A 21,099-nucleotide genomic window follows, 5' to 3' on the forward strand; every position below is an offset into this window, starting at 1 on the left:
CCGTCCGTGGTGCAACTCCGGGAGTACTACCCCGGGGGCCAGCTGAGGCGGGAGTACCACCCTGCGACGGGCTTCCAGCGCCAATACCTCCTGGACGAGCTCAACCGCGTGAGCCGAATCACCGAGTCGGGTGGTGGGCTGCTGAGCCCGCTGGTGACCGAGCACCGGTACGACGAAGCCGGCAACCGCGTGGCCGTCATCGACCGACGAGGGGTAAAGACGCAGACAGAGTACGACTTCGGAGACCGGGCGGTGCGCGTCCGCGTGGCTCCGGCGCCGGGAGGTACCTTCCTGGCGCAGAACGGAGTGGAGGGGGTGGTGGGGCAGGCGGGCGTGGTGGCCACGTATGGCTATGACGCGGCGGGCAACCGGGTGTTCGAGACGGACATCCACGGGCACCGAACGGACTACGGGCTCGACTCGCTGTACAGGGTGGTGCGAGTACGAAGCCCAGACGTGCCCGGTCCAGGCCTGGATGCGCAGCCGCTGCACTACGAGACGCTCGCCCGCTTCGACCTGGTGGGGAACAAGACGCGCAGCGTGGATGGCAACAGCCACGAGACGTCCATGGAGTACGACTTCGCCAACCGCCTCGTGCGCACGCAGGATTCGATGGGCCGGGTGGAGGAGCGGGAGTACGACAAGAACGGCAACCCCAAGCAGGAGCGCTGGCTGGCAGGGGGCGTCGAGCAGCGTCGTCGAACCGCCCAATACGACGGGCTGAACCGTCCGCGCTTCGTTGAGGAGACCTTCCAGGATCTCAATGGCGCGACACTCACCTACGTCACGCGGACGGCCTACGACGACGCGAACAACATTGTCACGACGAAGGATGCACGCGGGTTCTTGACGGTGGTGCACAAGGACGACCTGGATCGTCCCTACCAGCAGACGGTGGACGCGGCGACGGATCCCAGCTCCCTGCTGAGCCGCCAGCCTGATGACCCGAGGCTGACCGCTGCGCTGGGGCTGACGACCCGCCTCCAGTACGACGGGCATGGCAACCTTGCAGTCCAGTTTGACGCACTGGGGCGGCGCACGGAAGAGACGCACGACGCACTGGGGCGGTTGGTCGAGCGGCGGCGGCCCATGGGCGTCATGGAGTCCTTCCTCTACGACGGCGAGGGCCACGCCATTCAGCACACCGATGGCCGGGGCATCGTCCGGGCCACGGGCTATGACGTCGCTGGCCGTCCGGTGCTCGAGCAACTGGTGGAGAGCCTCTCTGCTGGCGGCACGGTGCTCACCGCGCTCGAGCGCATGCACCTGGACACGCCTGATGCCGAGGGCCTGGTGCGCGTCGTGGAGCGGGACGCACGCGACTCCCAGACCGTGAGCGTGCTGGACGGCCTGCACCGCGAGGTGCGCGGAGAGGACCCGCTGGACCATATTCGCGAGTCCCGCTTCGATGCCTTGTCCCTGCGCGTCTCGCGTGACGCCAAGGGCCATATTTCTCGGCTCGAGTACGACGCCGCGGGAAGACAGAAGGCTCAGCATGACTTCGACGTGGGCCAATCCACGGTGCGGTATTCCCAGTCGTCGACGTACGACGACGCCGCGCGACGCCACACCCTGATCGACCGGCGCGGCATCCCCAGCGTGCGCCTCCATGACGGGCTCGGCCGTCTGCGCAGCGAGACACGCGGTGATGGTTCGACGGTCCGCACCACATTCACGAGCTACAACACTGCGGGCCAGACAGTGGCGAGCATCGACCCCAACAGCCACACCAGCCGCTTCCTCCATGACGCCGCGGGACGCCTGCAGGAGGAGACGCGAGGTGCCGGCACAGCAGTCGAAGCGCGCACAACGCACACCTACGACGCCGTTGGCAACCGCATCTCCACTCTGGGTCCGCGCGCTATAGGCGCGCCCTACACCGCCCGCTGGACATACGACGACCTGAACAGGCAAGTGCGCTCCGAGAATGCATTGGGCCATGCCACGCTGAACGCCTACGACGCCTCGGGCAACCTGAGGTGCGTGAAGCGCCCGCTGGGGCAGCCGGCTCTGGGTCACGGCCAAGCCACCAACCTCTCCGTGTCCCAAATTGAGGCCCTGGCTTGCACGGGAACTCACTCCACCCAGTACAACTATGACGAGGTGGGCAAGCTCACCGGCGTCATTGATGCGCTCGATGGCCGCTACACCTTCGTCTATGACGCTACGAGGAACCTCGTGGCGAAGCAGGACGCCAACGGTCACCTCAGCACGTTCGAGTACGACGAACTCGGCCGCCGTACCGCTGAACACGTCCATCTCGACGAACACCCACGCCTGACGTCCGCAGACAGGAACGCCGTGCCCCTCTTCGAGCCGGGCGCGGAGTCCCTTTCCGAGGTGGGCACTCTCACCTGGCGCTCCACCTACGACGACAATGGCAACCCCCACACCTTCACGGACGCCAAGGGTCAGCTTACGACCTCCGTTTACGGGCTGCTGAACCAGCTGGGAACACGCACCTTCTCCAACCACGCCCTGCCGAGAGCTCTGCCGTCGATTGAGGCTCAAGCCTTCACCTACGACGAGAACGGCAACCTCACGCACACGGTCGAGACCAAGCTCACGGAGACGGGACTGGTCCAACAGACCACGGTCCGCACTTACGACAGACTCGACAGGCTCGAGAGCACCCTGCTGCCTTCGAACAAGCTTCTCTCCTTCGCCTACGACGCGGCAGGACAGCGCAAGCGCATCACTGACTCGGACAACATCTCGACGCTCTACGAGTACGACGCGCTCAGTCGGCTCTCCACGACCACCATCCCTGAAGGAACGACTTCATTCACCTACTGGCCAGACTCGCTGCCCAAAGCCACCGCCCTACCTAACGGGGTAACTGAGCGGCGCTGCTACGACGACGCGAATCAGCTCAGCCAGATTGTGCTGGTCCGAGGCTCCGTTGCCGAAGACTGCACGCCTGAGGGCACCCTGCTCAGCCGCTTCGCCCATGTCTATGACGCCAACGGGAACCGCCTGCGCCAGACGGAGACACGGACCCAACCCGATACGGGTGCGCTGGCTCAGCCCGAGACGACGACCTACGGCTACGACGCACTCGACAGGCTGACGGGTGTGGCCTATGCAGACGGCCGCGCCGTCCTCTACCGTTTGAATGCTGTCGGTAACCGCATCGGCGAGCGCGAGGCACCGACCTCCGCCCTCCCTCTTCCCCCTGGGGAGCTAGGACCTGAGGTCTTCCACTCGCTGCCATCTCATCAGCTCTCGCGCGACACCTCTGCCACCTTCAATCGTGCTGACTGGCTGCTGGCCCTCGCTGACCCGCTCGACACCTCGCGCGACCGCCAACTCGCCTACGATGCCAACGGGAATCTCTCCTCTCTCCTTTCCTCTGCGCGCTCACGATCCCTGTCGTGGGACATCCGCAACACGCTGACAACCGTAAGCGACAACAGCCAAGAGGTGGGAAGCTACGACTATGATGCGAGCCTTCAGCGTACCTGGCGCCGCACTGCTTCAGAGGATGTGGCGTACGTGTTGGACGACGACTTCGTCCTTCAGGAGAGCGACGCAACCCACCAGACGAAGCGCCGCTACCATTACGCCCAGAACCCTCTAGCCGTCAGCGACAGTTCGAGCACCAATACCGCCACACGCTTCCTCAGCAACGACGCGCTGGGCAGTGTGTCCGACGCAACCTCCACCATGGGCGAGGTGATGGCTGCGCGGAAGTACGACACGTGGGGCAATCACCGGAGCGGTACGGCACCGTCGGCTGACCGCTTCAAACTCGGCTTCACCGGGCACCAACTCGATGTGGAGACGGGACTGACCTACGCCCGTGCCCGGTATTACGATTCCGACTTGGGACGATTCGTCAGCCGTGACTCGTACGAGGGGAAGCTGAACGACGCGCCAAGTCTGCACCGGTACGCGTACGCCCACGGCAATCCGCTAAGGTACACGGACCCCGACGGGCATCAGACTGTCGAGGTTCCTAGGCCCACTCCAGTGCGACCACCGATGCCCCCTAGTGCAGCGGGACGTCCCTACGTCCCTTGGGAGCAGTGGACTAAGTATGACCCAACACCGCACACGCGTCAGCCAACGGCGAGACCACCTAGGATCTCAATACCATGGTGGTTCAATCCTGGTACGCTCTTTCTTTCAGTGCTGCTGTACTCGCCCAGCCAGGATTGCTCGACGGGTTGTGGGTCGCTGCCACCTGAACAACGATATAATCGAGGTAGCAGTTTCCACCCAGCTGAGTCGCTCATACTGCCCGGCGCTCGCCAACCGGCGATGATTGATAAGCTGCCGGCTAAGGAACAGGAGGTGCGCGAAAAGACAACTGGGGAAGTGAAACAGGAAGAGCCCTATCAGCCTAGTGCACCGATAGTGGATCCAGAGATCCAATCACCAGCACCATTGATTGCAACGGAAGACCATCCCGCAGGTAAGCCAGAAGCGCGAGCAATGGGAGGCCACCAAGCGCTTCCACGACTGGGCGAGCCGATTAGGAATGGCAATGAAATTGAGATCCAACTCTCGGAGAATGCTGGAGGCATTATTGGCGAGTTCAACCCTCAGAGCGGAGACCTCTATGTCCACATCATCAATGTTGTCGACAAACACAAAAGACAAGGCTTAAGCATTGAACTGTATCGTAAACTGATTGAATCGGCCAACAACGTCGAGTCCATCACAGGAAAAATGGCATTCGACAATGCCAACGCCATTCAGAAGACCGGGGACTTCAGGAAGACACCAAGAGCGCGAGCTCTCTCGCAGCTTGGTTTCACGGAGCATTCGTACAACCCCGTCACAGGCATTCTCATATCCAAGAAGCCGGCGGAATGATGCCATTCTGCGGCAGTTCAACTTGAACTTGTCAGTGGAGAGCAATATGGACATCCAGCAAGAGGCTATCGACATGCTCAGGAAACTTCGCGAACAAGGAGTGCCACTCGAAAGAGCTTTGGATGAGATGAAAATGAAAAAGTATGGGCTGATTCCAGTGGTCAAGGCTATCCGCGCCGTTGAGGGACTGAGCTATGCCGAGGCCGTCGACACCATTGAGCGCCGCGGTGATTACGATCAGTTTTGAAGCTTCGCATCTAGTACTACCTGGTCAGTTGAAAAGAGCGATCGGCTCTCAAGGGAGACGAGCCATGATCGATATTGCCTACGATGGGAACACTCGGCGTACGCTAGCAGCAAAGCCGCCGGTTCCCGCGTTATCTGCCCCAAATGTGGTGTAGAACTCATCATCGCAGAGGATGTAGAAAGCGCGAATCAATGCCGGGTCCACCCTGGGATCTACTGCCGCACAGATCCAAACCACGTGATGGTAATCTTCAACCTAGCGTCAACAGGGGCATACTAGAGGGTGTTACCAAAGAGGAAGAGCCGCACGGCGGTCTCAAGAAACCCAAGGGCGGTGAATGATGAACCAAGGAACGCCAAGAGCCTACAAAGACGTCATGGCACTACAGGAGTTCCTACAAAGATGTCATGGCACTATTTGAGGAGGCTTCAAGATGATTGACACTGAACTGGTCCGCGACCTTCGGAAAATGGCAGCAAGAGGGACCTCCGTGTGCGAGATGGCTACTATCATTATTGACCGACTTGAGGTTAACCCCGATGGACGAGTGCAGGTTATCGCTCACCTGCCTATTCTAGGATTCCAGATGGAACCTCAGAAGCACAAGGACATCCACACCCCATCTTCAACGAGTCTCCACTACACGTCTGGCTTCTGGAGTTAGCAACTCGCCCTCCAAGAACCTGCTCTCAGTTGCTCCTCAGCCGTTGCGTTGTTTGAGTGCGCTCACGCTGAGGATACGACGCGCTGTTCCTGCTGCGCTCCAGATGTCGCAGGCGCTGGGTGGAGGCTTTGGATGAGCAGGCCTCGCAAGGCTTCGGTCAGGTCGTCTCCCAGCGCTATCGCTCCTGCTGGAGCGCCGAGCAGTTTCTCCGGCACGGTGCTGCCCAGTACGGCTACTGGCACTCGGATCTCCCACGCCAGGTAGCTGGCCAGCCGCACCGCTGCCTCTGAGCTGTCCATCAGCAGCGCCCCCACTGCCCCCGCGCTGAATGGCCGCCACAGCGGCCTTGCGGCCTCCGCTGGCGGCAGCACGCAGAAGTCCAGGTGCAGCACCTCACTCAGATCCAGCCGCCCCAGCGTCCCGAAGCCGCTCTTCACCGCTGTGGGCTGTGCTGACACCGCCGCCACCCCCGGCAGCTGCGCAAACAACCGCCGTGCCGCCGACGGGCCGTTGCCGCAGATGAACACCTTTGCCGTCACCACCTTGAGGGGCGACTTGCCGCGCAGCACCCGGCTGCGCAGCGCGTGCAGCTCCGCCGGCCCCAGCAATGGCCCGCTCCCCTCCTCCTCGCCCTCCGCCACCCGCGCCACGCCCTTCTGCATCAGCGTGATGAGGACGCTCAGCACCTCCAGGTCCGGTGCCGGTGCCAGATCCAGCACCTCGCCCAGCGCCCGCGGCTGACGCAGCAGATCCACCACCTGCGCCGTCACCGGGTGCTGCTCCTGTGACAGATCCGCGTCCGGCGCCAGCACCAGCCGCGTCGTGCGAGGCGGCAACGATGGCATCAGCCGGTTCACCTCGTCCGCCTGCCTCATCCCTTCCAGCAGCGCGTCGTCCATCGCTCGGTCGATGCGCGCCTTCCCCGGGTTCGTCCCCGGCGCGAACGTGAAGGTCCCCTCCGTCCACGACAACAGCCGGAACAGCGCCTTCTCCGCCTCCACCCTCCCCAGCCGCGCGTTCACCGCCCGGCCGTCCGTCACGAGGATCTCCCCTCGCTCGTTCCCACGCTCCAGGCTCAGCTTCCCGCTGCGCTTGTTCATCCCCAGGATCTGCAACAGATCCGGAATGCCCAGCTGGCTCAGCGAACCCTCGATCTCCTGCGCGTCGCTCTTGAGATCCTTCGCCGCCTCGTTGCGCCGGAAGATGTGCTCGAGCCGGCTCAGCACCTCGTCCAGGTTGAACGGCTTCTTCAGGTGCGCCGCCAGCCGCAGCCCTCGCAGCCGATCCACGTCCAGGTTGGTGGTCGTCAAAACCACCGGCACTTCCTCCGTCCGCGGGTTCGTCCGCAAGATCTGGATGAACGTCCGCGCCTCCAGCAGCTTGCACGCCTCGTCGAACAACACCAGATCCGGGTGCCGCAGCACGCAGATCTCCAGCGCCCGCGAGCCGTCCGGCGCGTAGTGCACCTGGTAGCCCCTCGCCCTCAGCGCGCGCGTCAGCATCCGCACCGAGTCGATGTCGGGATCTGCGATCAGGATCTTCCGGACCTGGGCCACCGTGCGCGCTCGCTAGTACGGCTGCAGATCGTACTCCGCCTGCAGCTTCGAGATGAGCCCGTCCACCACTGAGGTGTCCGAGGAATGGAAGCCCCACGTCGCTCCCCTCCCACGCCGCTGGATCAGCGCGTAGGAGGCGTGCTCCGAGAGCCAGAACAGGAACTCGTGCCGCGACACCCGCTCGTCCCCCTCCAGAAACACCGGCGTCACCGCCGGGTGCGACTCCAGGTCCACCCGCCGACCCAGCAGGTAGACGCGCGAGGCCAGCTCCGGTGGCGCCGCCTCCAGCCCCGCCGCGATCGGCAGATCCGCCCTCACCTCCGGCCCCCCCACGTACAGCAGCCCACGCGAGCCCGGATCCCTCAACAGCTCCCGCGCGATCTCCGCCTGCAGCTCGTCAAAGAGCACGTCCGACACCTTCCCCCGCCTCGAGGGCTCCGCCCGCTCGTCCGCTGGCAGCTTCGGGCTGTTCGGGCTCCCCAGCAGCAGCTCCACCTCGTCCCAGAACGGCAGCCCATCCAACAGCAGCCGCCGCTGCAGCGACGCCCGCCGCTCGTCCATGCGCCGCCGGCAGCGGTGCACCAGCTCGTCAAAGTCCTCGCCGTCCTTGGGGAAGGTGCTTGCCCCGCCCACCAGCGCCAGCGGCAGCTTCCCCTCCACCTCCTGCACATCCGGCTCGTCCCGCAGCGCCGCCACCGCCCGCCGCACGAACATCAGCGCCCCGAAGAAGTCCGTCTCCGGCAGAAGCATGTAGAACTCCTGATCGCTCGCCTTCGCGATCACGTCCGAGTCCCGGATGATCTTCGACAGCGCCCGGATGATGCCCCGCACCGCCTTCTTCGCGTCCGCCGCCCCCAGCCGCACCCGCACCAGCGGCAGGTTGTCGATCGAGAACGTCAGCAACGAGAATGTCCGCCCGTAGCGCCGCGCCTTGTAGATCTCCTTCGAGGCGTAGTCCGTGAAGTAGCTGAGGTTGTACGCCGCCGTGTCCCGATCCCTCAGTCCCAGCCGCTGCAGCGCCAGCATCCTCCGGCCGTTCTTCACCCCCACCGCCGCGAAGTCCCCGATCACCCGCGCCTGCCGCACGTGCTCCGGCAGGAACTCCCCGCCAATGGGATCCGAGAGCTGCGCCAGCCCCATCAGCTCCCCCGCCGCCACCAGCGGCACGTACAGCACCGGCGAGCGCTCCTCCCGCGCCATCCACGGCGCCGCCTCGCGCAGCCGCCCGGCCAGCGGGCCCTCGGGCCTCATCCGCTCCACCAGGAACTGCCGATCCAGCAGCCCTCGGTACGCGCGCAGCACCAGCTCCCCGCGATCGTCCCCCACCCACAGCGCCGCGCTCTGCGCGTCGCACACCGCCGCCAGATCCGCGGTGACGCGCTCCTGCAGCCCCTCCAGATCCGGGTACGACAGGAACTCCAGGCAGCGCCGGTGGAGGTTCTGGTAGCGCGCGAACTCGAGGTTCTCGTCCCGAAGCAGGGCGCGCTCGTGACGCAGCGCCACCCGCTGAAGCACTCGATCCACCACGAGGAAGAGATCGTCCTCGTCCACGGGCTTGGTGAGGCAGTCGGCCGCCCCGGCCCTCAGCGCCATCTCCGAGCCCTTCACGTCCGGCCGCGCGCTGATGAGGATGACCTCCTGATCCGGATCCCGCTCGCGCAGCTTCGCTGTGAGCTCGAAGCCATCCGTCCCCGGCATCATCACGTCGGTGATGACGAGATCGAACCGTGTGAGGGCCGCTTCCTCCAGCGCCTTCAGGGCGTTCTCCGCCATGACGACGCGGTACCCTCGGCGCGCGAGCATGTCGCTGGTGAGCTCGAGGAAGAAACGATCGTCGTCGACGAGGAGGATGGTGCCGGCCACAGCAGGGAGTCCTCGGGAACGAGGAAGAATGGAAGGTTACCGGCCCGGTGCAGGCCCCACAACGCCTTCAAAGACGAACGCGACGGGGCCTCGGAGGCGAATGTCGGACAGGTCGGACGGCACGCGGATGCGCAGGTCCCCGCCCGGCAGGGTGACACGCATCCAGGCGTCTGCCGGGAGCCGCTTCGCCAGCACCGCCGCCGTGGCGGACGCGCACGCTCCCGTCCCACACGCCTGAGTCAAGCCGCAGCCCCGCTCCCACACGACGACCGTGAGGCCGTCCGAGTCCACCCGGACGAACTCGACGTTGGTCCGATCCTGGAAGGAGGGGTGGCGCTCCAGCGTGGGCCCCAGGCGCTCGGCCTCGTCCAGCGGACAATCGAGCAGCACGAGGTGCGGATTGCCCATGCTCACCGCCCAGCCGCGCAGCCCGGAGTGTCCAGGGATCGGAGCATCGAGGAAAGGCTGGCCCGTGACCCCCGAGGGCAGGTTGGGCGCTACCAACCGGGCGGGTCCCATGGAGATGTCTACCTCGGTGACGCCGGCCTCCCCGTATCCTGGGACGCACGAGAGGACTCCCGCGCCAGTCTCCACGTGGATGCGCTCGGGACGGCTGTCCGCGTGATCCACGAGGTACTTCACCGCACAGCGCAGGCCGTTGCCGCACATCTCCGCGATGCTGCCATCCGCGTTGTGCACCACCATCCGCGCCACTCCCGCCGTCGAGGGAAGGAGCGAGAGCACTCCATCCGCGCCGATGCCCCGCCGCCGGTCGCACAGCCACCGCGATGTCTCGGCGTCGATGTCCACGCCCGTCTGGCGCCGATCGAGCACGACGAAGTCGTTGCCGAGCCCGTGGTACTTGAAGATGCGTTCGCGTTCCGCCACGGCTCCATCCTAGCGGCGGAGCGTCATTCCTGCCCGTCTCCCTTCGGAGGGCCTCCTGGGCCGCCCACCGTAGGAACCGAGCTGCTCGGCCTGTTGGGGAGGGTGGCAGGCCGACCTGGCACGACCGGAGTCAAGACGGGAGGCCCTCCCGCGGTCCCAGGCGTGGGAGCGAGGGTCGGCGGCCTGGCGGGAGCCGCAGAAGCAGGCGCGCGTGCGGCTGCGGCCGCCAAGGCTCCAGGGCCCGGCCTGAGGACGGGAGCAGCCGGTGCCGTCCCCGCCCCAGCGGGCCGAGCCGCAGGACTGCTTGGAATGGGAGGCAGGGTCGCAGGACGTCGGGCCGGCTCTGGCTTGCCGGCTCCCGGGCCAGGCGTGGGGCGACTGGCGGGCGGTGTGGGGCTGCCGGCCACCGGGAGAGGGGTGGGACCTGTGGAGGCGGGCTGTGCCGGACTGGCGCTGGTACGGGCCGCCGCCACCGCGCGCCGGAGGGTCGCCAGCTCCTGGTCATACGTCACCAGGCGCTGCTGGGTCTCTTCGAGCTTGTCCTCGCGCTCGGCCAGGGTGGCGCGGAGATCGTCCTCCTGGGCCTTCGCTCGGGCGACGCTCTCTCGCAGCTCCGTCAGCTCTGCCTCGAGCTTCTCGCGCTCGCTCTTGAGCCGCGCCAGCTCCTCGGCCATGGCGGGATCGACCGTCGGCGTCTTTCCTGCCTCGGCCTCCTCTACCCGCGAGGTGAGCTGCCGGATCCGGGTCTCGAGCGCTGTCTGGTCCTCCAGAAGGATCTGCTTCTCCGCGCCCAGGCTCTCCGCCTGCTCGCGCAGCATGGGCAGCTCCGCCTGGAGCGTGGCGAGGCGCTCCTGGGCCTCCTTCTCACGCTGCCGGGCCGCCTGCGCCGCGTCCTGGGCCTCCTTCTCGCGCCGCTGAGCCGCCTGCAGCGCCTCAGCGGCCTCCTGCTCGCGCCTCCGGGCCGCTTCCTGGGCCCCTTCCGCCGCCTGCCCGTGGCGTGAGCGCTCAGCCCGCTCGGCCTCGAGGAGCCGCGCCGTCTCCGCCGCCGCGCTCTCCAGCGACGTCACCTTTCCCTCCAGCCGCGCACGCGCAGCCTTCGCTACCGTCAGATCCGACTGGAGACGCTCCCGCTCGGCGTTCAAGGTCGTACGCTCAGCCTCGACGCGGCTGAGGCGCTCTTGCTCAGCTCGAAGCGTTTCGTTGACCTTGGCCAGCTCGGCGCGGGCGGACTCCAGCGCGGCCAGGTCCGCTTCGAGGCGACCGATGCGCTCCTGCCCTGCTCGCAGCGCCTCGTTGGCCTGGGCGAGCTCTCCGCGTATCGCCTCCAGGACGGCTGCGCCCTCCTTCTCAAGGAGGCCGCTCCGCTCCTGCTCCTCTCGCAGCGTCTCGTTGACCTTGGTCAGCTCGGAGCGAGCGGACTCCAGTGCGGAGCGCTCGGCCTCCAGCGAGGCCTCCGCCACGGACGCACGGCCAGCGAACCGCCGCGCGGACTCGAGCTGCACCCCGAGCAGTTCCACCTGCTCGTGCTCCGCGGTGAGGCGAGCCTGGGTGTCATGAAGCTCGGCCTCCAGCTGGGCGAGATGGTAGTCCCGCTGCTGCAGCGCCTGGCTCATGCGCTGCAACTCCATGCCCAGCCGCATGATCTCGGCTCGGGCGGCCTCGAACTGGGCCACGCCGGCCAACAGGTTCTGACGCTCGGTCTCCCACGCGGCCTCGCGCTCGCGAGCCTGCGCCTGTTCCTGCTCCCGCGCCTCGCCGCTCTCCTGCCCCCGCGCGGTGAGCTGCCGGGCGCGCTCCTCCGCCTCCGTGAGCGCCTGCTCCAGCGAGGCCACCCGCGCACGCTGCTCCTCCAGAGCGGCGCGCTGCTCCCGCGACGTGCCTTCTACGGAGGTCCGCTCGGCATCTACGCGCTCCAGCGACGCCCGGAGCTCCTTCTCCCGGAGCTCCGCGGCCGCGAGGCTCTCCGTGCTCGCTCCCCGCTCTCGCTCCACGAGGGCCTTCAGCTCCTCCAACGAACGCTGTTGGTCCGCCAGCCGCTCGTTGAGCGCCTCCAGCTCGGCGCGCAGCCGGGCGGCCGCCTCGCGCTCGGAGTCCCAACCATTCCGGGCCTCCGAGAGCAGGGCCGCGATCTGCTCGCGCTCCCGCTGCTCGGTGTCTAGCGTCTCCTGCACCTGAGCCAGCGAGGTCTCGGCAGCCTCGCGATCCTTCCGCTCAGCCGCGAATGCCGCTCGCAGCTCCGCGATCCCCGCCTCACCCGCGGAGCGTCCCTGGCGCTCCGCGGCGAGCTCGGCCCGGGCTCCCGACAGTTCCTCGTCGAGCCGAGCGTGGGCACCGCGCTCCGTCCCCAGCTCGGCGCGAAGCTCTTCGAGCACGGTGCCCAGCCGCCGCTGCTCCTGCCCTCCCGCCTCGAGCTCGCTCCGAGCCTGGGCCAGGGACGCCTCTGCCTGGGAGCGCTGCTCCTGCTCCGCCGCGAACTCCTTCTGAGCCTGGGCCAGGGACGCCTCTGCCTGAGAGCGCTGCTCCTGCTCCGCCGCGAACTCCGAGCGCAGCCGGGCCAGCAGCTCGTCCGCCTCAAGGCGCCGCTGCCGCTCCGCGCTGAGCGCCGCCTGGGCAGCCGACAGCGCCTCCACCTCCTGGGAGCGCCCGCTCTGCTCCGAGTCGAGCCGGGTCCGCGTCTCCGCGAGCGCCTCCTCCAGCCGAGCACGCTCCTGACGCTCGGTGGCGAGCTCCTCGCGCGTCCTCGCGAAGGACTCATCGAGCCGGGCGCGCTGTCCCTGCTCCTCGGAGAGCGCGGTGCGGAGCTGCTCCAGCATCGTGTCGACCTGAGCGCGCCGAGCCTGCTCTGCCTCGAGCGCCGCCCGGGTCTGCTCCAGCGTCGCCTCCGACCGGGCACGCTGTTGCCGCTCCTCGTCGAGCTCCGTGCGCACCTGGGCCAGCACCTCCCCCGAGCGAGACCGCTCCCCACGCTCGGTCTCCAGGACCGACTGGGCCTCCGCCAGCTCCGTGTCGAGCCGGGCGCGCTCCTGCCGCTGCGTCTCGAGCGCCTCACCCCTCTGGGCCGCCTGTGCTTCGGCCGCGGTTCGCGCCTCGCGCTCGCGCTCGAACTCCGATCGCAGTGCGGTCAGCTCCTGATCCAGCCCGTCGCGCTTCCGCACCCCATCGGCGAGCTCGCCCCGAAGCCCGGTCAGCTCCTGCTCCAGCTCACCGCGGCGCCGCTGCTCCACCTGGGACTCGGCTCGCAGCCCGGCCAGGTCTTGCTCCAGGGCCCCCCTCCGCCGCTGCTCCGCCTCGGACTCGGTCCGCAGCCCGGTCAGCTCCCGCTCCAGCTCGCCTCGACGCTGCTGCTCTGCCTCGAGCTCGGCCCGCAGTCCGGTCAGCTCCCGCTCCAGCTCGCTCCGGCGCCGCTGCTCCGCCTCGAACTCGCCTCGCGCGGTCTGGAGCGCCGCCTCGGCCTCGGCCACCTGCCCCCACAGCTCCTTGCGCGCCGCCTCCAGTTCCTGGACCTTCTGCTCAGCCTCGGCCAGCGCCAACGCCGTCTCAGCCCGAGCCCCCGACTCCTTGTGCCCCTGAGCCCGGAGCTGTTCGACCTGCTGCTCCAGCGCCTCGCGCGCCGCCGTCTCCCGCGCGAGCTCCACGGCGAGCGCCTCCGTCTTCGCCCGCTCCTCCGTGACTGCCTGGGTGAGCCGCTGCTCCCCGAGCTCCCGCTCCGATTCGAGCGACTGCGCGAACACCGCCGCGGCCTTCTCGCGGTCCTCCTTCAGGTCCGCCATGCGGCCGCGGGCCTCTTGGAACTCCTCCTCGAACTTCGCCGCGGTCTCCCGCGCCTCCGCCTCGGCGCGCTTCAGCGCCTCTACTTCCGCCGTCAGCCGAGCCGAGGCCCCGCGCGCAGCCTCCAGCTCCGTCTCCACCCCTCGCAGCTCCGCCTCGCGCTCCGCCAGACGCTGCTCGGCCTCCTGGTGCCCGGCCTCGGCTGCCGTGACACGCTGCCGGCCTTCCTCGAGCCCGCGCGCCACCCGCGCCAGCTCCGCCTCCTTGACGAGGAGCGCGTCGCCGGACGCCTTCGAGGCCTCCTTCACCTGCGTCAGCTCGACCTTGAGGTGCTCCACGGCGGCGAGCGCCTGCGAGTATTGCTCGGCGATGCGCAGCTCCCGCTCCCGCGCCGCCTCCGCCTGTCGCCGCCGATCCTCCACCTGCTCCTGGGCCCGGTCCGCCGCGAGCCGATCCTTCTCCCGATCAATTCGCAGGTTCGACAGCTGGTCCTGCAGCGTTCCCACTTCGGAGTACGCCTGGGTCAACCGCTCGCGCGTCTCCTCCAGCGCAGCGGCCACCTCCTCGCGGCGGGCGCGCTCCAGCCGCTGCGCCTCGTGGGCGGCCAGCACCTTCACGCTGGCCTCGGCCTGGATGCGCTGCACGCCCTCCAGCTCCAGGCGCTGCTGTGTCATGCGCCGCTCGGCGTCCGTGAGGCGCTCCTGGGCCACCTGCAGCTCCAGCTCCCGGCGGCGCAGCTTCGCGACCAGCTCATCCCGCTCGCGGGCCTGCTCCGTGGATCCCCGAGCCTGCTCCAGCTGCGCGGTCACCCGAGCCACCTCCTCGCGTGCCAGCTCCAACTTTGGCTGGAGCGCCGCCACCTCAGCCTCGCGATCGGACAGCTCCGCGCGCAGCTTGGAGGCGGCCTCCTTCTGCTTCCCGGTGCGCTCCTCCCAGGCCTTGGCGCGCTGGGCCACCTCCTCCAGGCGCCCACGGGTGAAGGCGAGCGGCTCGGGCGGGAGCTGCACCCACGTGGGGTCCACGATCCGCGCTGGCTCGTGGCCGGCCATCACGACGAAATAGGCCGCCTCTCCGCCGCGGATGAGCGAGCCATCCACCTGGAGGCCCTCGCCCCGCTCGAATGCAAGCTGATAGCCCAGCAGCGGGGTCTGCGTGGCCACCTCCACATGGGGGAAGTGGGACGAGAGCACATCCAGCAGCTGCCCATACGTGGGCGGCACGCCCTCCTCCACCTCCATGAGCTGCGACAAGGCCAGGCCGCCCGCGCTGCGCAACCCTCCAATGAGGTAGCCCTGCTTCGCAACGAGCCGCGCCAGCTCCACCAGCAGTGCCGGGGCGCGCACGTAGGGCGCCAGGTCCGCCACCAGCACAGTGTCGAAGCTGCCCGGCTCCAGATCCTCATAGACGTTGGCGCGGTAGCGCAGCGTGGGGCCACCGTGGGCCTTCTGCGCGGCCTCCACTGCCGTCAGGTCCGAGTCACAGGCCACCACCACCCGGGCGCCGCGCTCCAGCAGGAATCGAGCGCTCTCGCCGCCTGTAGAGGCTACCGAGTCCACCTCGAGCACCCGCCGGCGGGCGATGAGGCTCTCCACGAAGATGTAGCGGGGCAGCAGTTCACTGGGCCCCATGCGACGGAATGTGGGATGCATGGGTGTCTCGGGGGGTGGGAGTATAGCCTCCGGAACCCAGGTCCCAAGGAAAGCGACGGGCCCGGGAACGCAGCCACATGATCGGACGATTGGAGGGCAGGCGAGATGAACGATACCTCTCAGCAGGGCTTTGGCTCCCGGGCGATGCGGGCCCTCACGCGGCTGGTGGTGACGCTGCTGCTGCTGGCGCTGGCCGGCACGGTGGCCTTCCTCCTCTCGCAACTCAATGCACGCACCTTCACCCTGGAGGTGGAGAGCGGGCACCTCGTGGTGATGAGGGGTCGGATGCTGCCGTGGGGTGCCACCCCCTACCGGCCGGGCGATCTGGGGCTCGCGGACACCTACGCCCCCATTCCCCTGGAGGGGCATGAAGTCCCTCCCAGCCTCCTCACGCAGCGCTACACCGAGCGGGACGAGCTGGACCGGACCCTCTTCTCCCAGTTGGAGGCGCTTGCCCGGCCGCGCATCGCCTCGGACGAGCCGCGGCGGGTGGAGCGCGGCGTCTACTACCTGCGCCGCGCGGAGCGGCTGACGGGGCTGGGCGAGGAGCAGCGCACCTCGCTCAAGCACATGCTGGCGGAGGTGGCCTACTACCAGGCTCGGCAGAAGATGGAGGACGCGCGCAAGCTCATCGCCGAGGCGCTCTCCCAGCTCCGGCTGGCCTCCGAGGAAGAGAACCGGCACTCGCGCAGCGCGAACCAGATGCTCACCGCGGTGGAGCCCGCCACCGTCGCGCTGGAGCAGGCCTTGCGCAGCGCCGTCCACACGTTGAGCGGGCCGCCCTCACAGGAGGTCCGCCCCCCCGCCCCCACCACGCCAGGCCCCCCCGCTCCGGGCAGCGAAGCCCAGCCCCCGCCCCCAAGCCTCGACCCGCGGGGAAGCACCGGGAGCAGCGGCACCCCTGAGCCTCCGCCATCCCCGAGCCACAGGTAGGAGCGACTCCCCCCCTTCATCGGGATCACCCGAACCGGACCCTGCGGGAGGCCCCTTCCTCGGTCCGAAATGGTCGGAACCCGACACACGGGATCAGCCCCGCTCTTCACCAGGAATCCATGGAATCCAATATTCCTGGAATGCCGCTCGGAGACGCCCCAACAGGTGGGATCGGCCCGCCTCTTGCTGAGGGTCTGGCGCGTTGCAGCAGCGTGCCCAAAGAGGCGTTTTCTAGTGATCATAGATTGCAAGCTCCGCGCCCAGGCACACCCAATATCTCGCGTTGACATGCCCTGACGCCCCCAATACCTTGTGCCCCCCTGCCGATGACCCACGGCCCACGAGGGTCATCGGGGGAACCCTAAAAACTGCCTTCAGAAGTGCGGCGGGACCCCCCTCGGGCACCGAACGGGAGGGGTCTGTCTTTGCCGTGACTTCACGTGGAGTGAACTGCTCGTGAACGTCGAGACCCCCGCGAAGCCCGCTGCCCCTGCCGTGCCCCCGCAGATGCCGGATGACGCACCGCAACAAACGCTGGCCAGCGAGCTGGCGCCGACGATGATGCGGGTGCGCAAGCGCAACGGCAGTGCGGAGCCGGTGGACCTGAACAAGATCGTCCGGGCGGTGAGCCGTTGCTGTGTGGGGCTGACGCGGGTGGACGCGCTGCGGGTGGCCACGAAGACCATCAGCGGGCTGTATGACGGGGCCACGACGAAGGAGCTGGACAGCCTGTCCATCCAGACGGCCGCGGCGCTGATCGTCGAGGAGCCCGAGTACGCGCGGTTGTCGGCGCGGCTGCTGGCCACGTATATCCAGAAGGAGGTCAGCAACCAGGAGATCCACTCCTTCTCGCAGTCGGTGGCGGCGGGGCACCGGCACGGGCTGATCGGCGAGCGGCTGCTGCAGTTCGTGCAGACCAACGCGCGCAAGCTGAACGCGGCCATCGATCCGTCGCGCAATGATCTGTTCGAGTACTTCGGGCTGCGGACGGTCTATGACCGGTATCTGCTGAAGAACCCGCAGACGCGCCAGGTCATCGAGACGCCGCAGGACTTCTTCCTCCGCGTGGCGTGCGCGCTGGCGGACACGGCGAAGGATGCCATCGAGCTGTACCGGCTGTTCAGCTCACTGGAGTACCTGCCCGGCTCGCCCACGCTGTTCAACGCGGGCACGCGCCACGAGCAGCTCAGCAGCTGCTTCCTGCTGGACTCGCCGACGGATGACCTGGAGTCCATCTACAAGAAGTACACGGACGTGGCGATGCTCTCGAAGTTCTCGGGGGGCATCGGCGTGGCGTACCACCGGGTGCGGGCGCGCGGCTCGCTGATCCGCTCCACCAATGGACACTCGAACGGCATCGTCCCGTGGCTGAAGACGCTGGACGCCTCGGTGGCGGCGGTGAACCAGGGCGGCAAGCGCAAGGGCGCGTGCTGCGTGTACCTGGAGTCGTGGCATGCGGACGTCGAGGACTTCCTCGAGCTGCGGGAGAACACGGGTGACGAGGCCCGGCGCACGCACAACCTGAACCTCTCCAACTGGGTGCCGGATCTGTTCATGCGCCGGGTGGAGCAGGACGGCGAGTGGTCGCTGTTCGATCCGAAGCTCGTCCCGCACCTGACGGACCTGTACGGCGAGGCCTTCGAGAAGGCGTACACCGAGGCCGAGGCGAAGGGGCTCGCGATGCGCAAGGTGAAGGCGCGCGACCTCTACGCACGGATGATGAAGACGCTGGCGCAGACGGGCAACGGCTGGATGACGTTCAAGGACATCAGCAACCGCAAGAGCAACCAGACGGCGAAGCCCGAGAACGTCATCCACCTGTCCAACCTGTGCACGGAGATCCTCGAGGTGACGAGCACCTCGGAGACGGCGGTGTGCAACCTGGGCTCGCTGAACCTGGGCCGGATGATGGTGGAGGGGAAGTTCGACTTCGATCGGCTGCGGGCGAACGTGAGCCTGGCCATGCGCCAGCTCGACCGGGTGATCGATCTCAACTACTACCCCATCTCGACGGCGGCGGACTCGAACCGCAAGTGGCGGCCGGTGGGCCTGGGGCTGATGGGGCTGCAGGACGTGTTCTTCCAGCTCCGGCTGCCGTTCGACGCGCCCGAGGCCCGCGCGCTTTCGAAGAAGATCTCGGAGGAGATCTACTACGCGGCGCTGAACGCCTCGTGCGATCTGGCGGAGCAGTACGGGCCGCACACGGCGTTCCAGGACACCCGCGCGGCGCGGGGCGAGCTGCAGTTCGACGCGTGGGGCGTGGTGCCCGAGGACAAGGAGCGCTGGGACCTGCTGCGCGCGCGGATCCAGAAGGTCGGGCTGCGCAACTCGCTGATGATCGCGATCGCGCCCACGGCGACGATCGCGTCGATAGCAGGCTGCTACGAGTGCATCGAGCCGCAGGTGTCCAACCTCTTCAAGCGCGAGACGCTGTCGGGGGACTTCCTGCAGGTGAACAAGTACCTGGTGCGGGAGCTGCAGGCGCTGGGGCTGTGGAACGATTCAATGCGCTCGCGGCTGAAGATGTCCGAGGGCAGCGTGCAGGAGCTCACGGAGCTGCCGGCGGACCTGAAGGCCGTCTACCGGACGGCGTGGGAGCTCCCCATGCGCTCGCTGATCGACATGGCGGCGGACCGGGGCGCCTTCATCGACCAGAGCCAGTCGCTCAACCTCTTCGTGGAGGCGCCGAACATCGGGAAGCTGTCCTCGATGTACTTCTACGCGTGGCAGAAGGGGCTGAAGACGACGTATTACATGCGCTCGCGTCCGGCGACGCGCATCGCGAAGGCCACGGTGGGCACGCTGGACGGGGGCGCCATCACCTCCACACCCAACATGCCCACGGCCAGCGCGGCTCCAGCCCAGGCTCCGGCTCCGGCTCCCGTGGTCATGGCGGCGATCGCGACGCCTGCGTACACGGAGGCTGAGGCGGTAGCGTGCTCGCTGGAGAACCCTGAGGTATGCGAGGCCTGTCAGTAGCAGGTCCTCCCCTCCCCTCCCCTCCTCTCAGTCACGACCCAGGAATCCCCTCTCCCTTTGGAGAGGGGCGGGCGGGGCGTCGCGCCTCATCGCCCGATGAATCGAACCCAACCCCCTTCTCTTCAGAGGATGCCACCGATGCTGCTGGACCCCGGGATGAACCTCACGCTGCGCCCGATGGCGCATCCGGTCTTCTTCGAGATGTACCGGAACGCGATCAAGAACACGTGGACGGTGGAGGAGGTGGACTTCTCCACGGACCTGGTGGACCTGCGCAGCAAGATGACGGAGGCGGAGCGGCACCTGATCCACCGGCTGGTGGCGTTCTTCGCGACGGGCGACTCGATCGTCGGGAACAACCTGGTGTTGAACCTCTACAAGCACATCAACGCGCCGGAGGCACGGATGTACCTGTCGCGCCAGCTCTTCGAGGAGGCGCTGCACGTCCAGTTCTACCTGACGCTGCTGGACACGTACGTACCGGATCCAGCGGATCGGGCGAAGGCGTTCGCGGCGGTCGACAACATCCCCTCGATTCAGCGCAAAGCGCGGTTCTGCCTGCGGTGGATGGACTCGATCAACGATCTGGCGACGCTGAAGACGAAGGATGACCGGCGGCGGTTCCTGCTGAACCTGATCTGCTTCGCGGGGTGCATCGAGGGGCTCTTCTTCTTCGCGGCGTTCGCGTACGTGTACTTCCTGCGCAGCAAGGGGCTGTTGAACGGGCTGGCGGCGGGGACGAACTGGGTGTTCCGCGACGAGAGCGCGCACATGACGTTCGCGTACGAGACCATCAAAGTCGCGCGGCAGGAGGAGCCGGATCTCTTCGACGCGAAGATGCAGGCGGACGTGATGGAGATGATGCGCGAGGCGGTGGAGTGCGAGACGCTGTTCGCGCAGGACCTGCTGAGCGGGGGCGTGGCCGGGCTGTCGGTGCAGGAGATGCGGCAGTACCTGGAGTATGTGGCGGACCAGCGGATGATGATGCTGGGGATGGCACCGATGTTCCGGGTGAAGAACCCGCTGCGGTTCATGGACCTGCAGGACGTACAGGAGCTCACGAACTTCTTCGAGCGGCGCGTGAGCGCCTACCAGGTGGCGGTGGGTGTGGGCGCGGCCACCGACGTGGTGCTCGACGCCGCGTTCTGACACGACCGGGAGGGCCGCATGGGCCACCTCGAGCCCTCGTTTTGAGCCCTCCTCCTGATCTCCCTACTTCCCCTTCATCATGCCGATGAAGGGGAGGTTCCGGTACTTCTCCGCATAGTCCAGCCCGTAGCCCACCACGAATACGTCGTCGATGACGAAGCCCTTGTAGTCGATGTGGACCTTCGCCCGGGCCCGCGACGGCTTCTCCAGCAGCGCGGCCACCTTCAGCGACGCTGGGTGCCGCGCCCGCAGGTTCTCCAGCAGGAAGCTCATGGTGAGCCCCGTGTCGATGATGTCCTCGATCACCAGCAGGTGCTTGCCCGCCATGGGCTTGCTCACGTCCGTGGTGATGCGCACCTCGCCCGTCGTCTCCGTGCCCCCCTGGTACGAGGACACGCCCAGGAACTCCATCGTCAGTGGCAAATCCACCGCCCGGGCCAGATCCATGGCGAACACGGTGGAGCCCTTCAGCACGCACACCAGCGTCAGATCCTTGCCCTGGTAGTCGCGGGTGATCTCCGCGCCCAGCTCGCGCACGCGGGCCTGGATCTTCTGCTCGTCGATAAACGTGCCGACCTCGTT

Annotated in this window: 10 protein-coding genes; 5 read left to right on the forward strand and 5 right to left on the reverse strand. The window is 67.4% G+C overall.

Going from position 1 to position 21,099, the window contains the following annotated elements:
- Positions 1-108: 108 nt before the first annotated feature.
- On the forward strand, positions 109-4,821 hold the full coding sequence (locus VD972_RS22705) for an RHS repeat-associated core domain-containing protein (RefSeq protein ID WP_324990310.1): 4,713 nt from the start codon (positions 109-111) through the stop codon (positions 4,819-4,821).
- Positions 4,822-4,867: 46 nt separating this feature from the next.
- The gene (locus tag VD972_RS22710) at positions 4,868-5,068 is read left to right on the forward strand and encodes a hypothetical protein (RefSeq protein ID WP_324990312.1); all 201 of its coding nucleotides are present in this window, start codon (positions 4,868-4,870) and stop codon (positions 5,066-5,068) included.
- Positions 5,069-5,794: 726 nt separating this feature from the next.
- Here the strand turns inward: VD972_RS22710 and VD972_RS22715 are convergent.
- The 4 genes from VD972_RS22715 to VD972_RS22730 are packed head-to-tail and all read right to left on the reverse strand — an operon-like array spanning position 5,795 to position 15,456.
- Positions 5,795-7,288, reverse strand: coding sequence for a DUF4388 domain-containing protein (locus tag VD972_RS22715; RefSeq protein ID WP_324990314.1), 1,494 nt, complete (start codon positions 7,286-7,288; stop codon positions 5,795-5,797).
- Between the two features lie 12 nt (positions 7,289-7,300).
- Positions 7,301-9,151, reverse strand: a complete 1,851-nt coding sequence (locus tag VD972_RS22720) for a GGDEF domain-containing response regulator (RefSeq protein ID WP_324990316.1) — start codon at positions 9,149-9,151, stop codon at positions 7,301-7,303.
- A gap of 36 nt (positions 9,152-9,187) precedes the next feature.
- Positions 9,188-10,039 (reverse strand): diaminopimelate epimerase, encoded by an 852-nt coding sequence (gene dapF, locus VD972_RS22725; protein WP_324990318.1) that lies wholly within the window; start codon positions 10,037-10,039, stop codon positions 9,188-9,190.
- Between the two features lie 23 nt (positions 10,040-10,062).
- Complete coding sequence (locus VD972_RS22730; protein ID WP_324990320.1) at positions 10,063-15,456, reverse strand: methyltransferase domain-containing protein; 5,394 nt, start codon at positions 15,454-15,456, stop codon at positions 10,063-10,065.
- Positions 15,457-15,561: 105 nt separating this feature from the next.
- Here VD972_RS22730 and VD972_RS22735 point away from each other — a divergent pair, with 105 nt between their 5' ends.
- The 3 genes from VD972_RS22735 (at position 15,562) to VD972_RS22745 (ending at position 20,517) form a co-directional block, all read left to right on the forward strand.
- Complete coding sequence (locus VD972_RS22735) at positions 15,562-16,389, forward strand: IF-2 protein (RefSeq protein ID WP_324990322.1); 828 nt, start codon at positions 15,562-15,564, stop codon at positions 16,387-16,389.
- 507 nt (positions 16,390-16,896) lie between these two features.
- Positions 16,897-19,368, forward strand: a complete 2,472-nt coding sequence (locus VD972_RS22740) for a ribonucleoside-diphosphate reductase subunit alpha (RefSeq protein ID WP_414654101.1) — start codon at positions 16,897-16,899, stop codon at positions 19,366-19,368.
- 138 nt (positions 19,369-19,506) lie between these two features.
- Complete coding sequence (locus VD972_RS22745; protein ID WP_324990326.1) at positions 19,507-20,517, forward strand: ribonucleotide-diphosphate reductase subunit beta; 1,011 nt, start codon at positions 19,507-19,509, stop codon at positions 20,515-20,517.
- A 63-nt stretch (positions 20,518-20,580) separates the two neighbouring features.
- Here VD972_RS22745 and hpt read toward each other — a convergent pair.
- The coding region (hpt, locus tag VD972_RS22750; protein ID WP_324990328.1) for a hypoxanthine phosphoribosyltransferase at positions 20,581-21,099 on the reverse strand (519 nt) is incomplete at its 5' end.

Source organism: Hyalangium sp., assembly GCF_035629615.1.
Classification (GTDB): domain Bacteria; phylum Myxococcota; class Myxococcia; order Myxococcales; family Myxococcaceae; genus Hyalangium.